The following is a 1,245-nucleotide window of genomic DNA, read 5'->3' as shown; positions in this document are numbered from 1 at the left end:
GAACCTTTCTCCCGCGTCGCGCTGTCTTCCTGAATGGTGTGTTTTTACTCAAGAAGCCACCGCTGGAAACGGTGTTGCTCCCTGCTTTCAATTTTATCCAGTGCTGTTAAAGAACCTGTATCTGTATGACCAATTGCTATTCCCGCAGCCCCAGCCTGCGCCTGAACGGCAACTGGCTGGCAGAGGCGGGATTCAGCACCGACACGCCGGTCATGGTCAGCGTGGAACAGGGAAGACTGGTGATCGAGCCGGTCAGGGACTGACGGATAAAAAGATCCCGGCGCTGGGGCCGGGATCTTCTCAAGCCATCATGTTGTCTAAAATATGGCCTATATCATTAAGTAAGGCACAGACATCTTCTTTAGAAGCCCCTATCCTGGTTTCAAATTCAGGAACAGAGATACCATTACAAATTTCATTCAAAGCTGAATTCAGGATCAATAACTCATTTTCATCAATGGTTAATTGAGCTTGTTTCCCAGCAACAGATATTACATCCATTCATCACCTCAAATTATCGAAGTATGCCCTACCGTTTACAGGTCTAAAAGCGGTTCCACCATCTGATGCTTTAGGATTGCGGATTACAACAGTACCAGTAGATTGATCCCAATAAGCTGACCGACCATTGCTCAACTCTTTAGTAGATGTCGGATTCTTAACAACATTTTCAATATGTTGTGCAAACTGAGCTCTTGTTCTTATACCCAGACCAGTAAACTCACCTTGCTGAAGAACATGTTTCTCAAAAGCATGCCCACCCGCAATTTCTTTACCAACTAATTCAGAATTTAAATTCTTTCCATTAGCTGAGTTATGAGCTTCGTTGTTTCGCGCATTCTCCTCATCCTGCGGCTCCCAGCCTCCTGGCGTTCCCGACCCAGACCCACCCAGTTCAGCCTTCTCCGCATCCGTCAGGTTCTTGCCTGCATTCGGTCCTTCAGTTTGCTCTGCATCATCAGCAGAGCAGGCCCGCCCGAAGGAACACTGGGTTGCTTTATCCAGAGCATCCTTCATCTCTTTTATCTTCTTGTCCAGCGCTGATGCCATTGTCTTGTTGGCATCATTCACCGCATCGCCGGTGTTAGTGCCCGCGATCGGTGGTGGTGGAGCCGGAAGTGCCAACGCATTATTCTCAGCCGCATTCTTCCCGGCCCCGGCTCCCGCTGCCGCACCCGCCGTGCTGTCTCCCGCCAGACCACCGGCCATTCCCGCCGAAATCGTGGCCAGGGCGCTGACCGTCTG

3 protein-coding genes are annotated in these 1,245 nt (G+C 50.2%); 1 reads left to right on the top strand and 2 read right to left on the bottom strand.

The features are described 5' to 3' along the window. Positions 1-125 precede the first annotated feature (125 nt). The gene (locus FFB58_RS22785) at positions 126-263 is read left to right on the top strand and encodes a SymE family type I addiction module toxin (RefSeq protein ID WP_138371068.1); all 138 of its coding nucleotides are present in this window, start codon (positions 126-128) and stop codon (positions 261-263) included. Positions 264-300: 37 nt separating this feature from the next. On the opposite strand, the gene FFB58_RS22780 is transcribed toward FFB58_RS22785, so the two are convergent. Together FFB58_RS22780 and FFB58_RS22775 are read right to left on the bottom strand one after the other, a co-directional pair. After that, positions 301-501, bottom strand: coding sequence for a hypothetical protein (locus FFB58_RS22780; RefSeq protein WP_138371067.1), 201 nt, complete (start codon positions 499-501; stop codon positions 301-303). A 3-nt stretch (positions 502-504) separates the two neighbouring features. Further along, positions 505-1,245, bottom strand: a 741-nt coding sequence (locus tag FFB58_RS22775; protein ID WP_171029987.1) for a VENN motif pre-toxin domain-containing protein, incomplete at its 5' end; no start/stop codon positions are given.

Origin of the sequence: Enterobacter sp. MF024, assembly GCF_005843915.1 — a bacterium.
Lineage (GTDB): Bacteria > Pseudomonadota > Gammaproteobacteria > Enterobacterales > Enterobacteriaceae > Enterobacter > Enterobacter barmai.
The sequence above is the reverse complement of the archived record's forward strand: the minus strand, read 5'-3'. Positions and strand labels throughout refer to the sequence as shown.

Excerpts from the sequence above, each read along its gene's own strand:
- FFB58_RS22785 (WP_138371068.1), top strand. The coding sequence starts at position 126 with ATGACCAATTGCTATTCCCGCAGCCCCAGCCTGCGCCTGAACGGCAAC.
- FFB58_RS22780 (WP_138371067.1), bottom strand. The coding sequence starts at position 501 with ATGGATGTAATATCTGTTGCTGGGAAACAAGCTCAATTAACCATTGAT.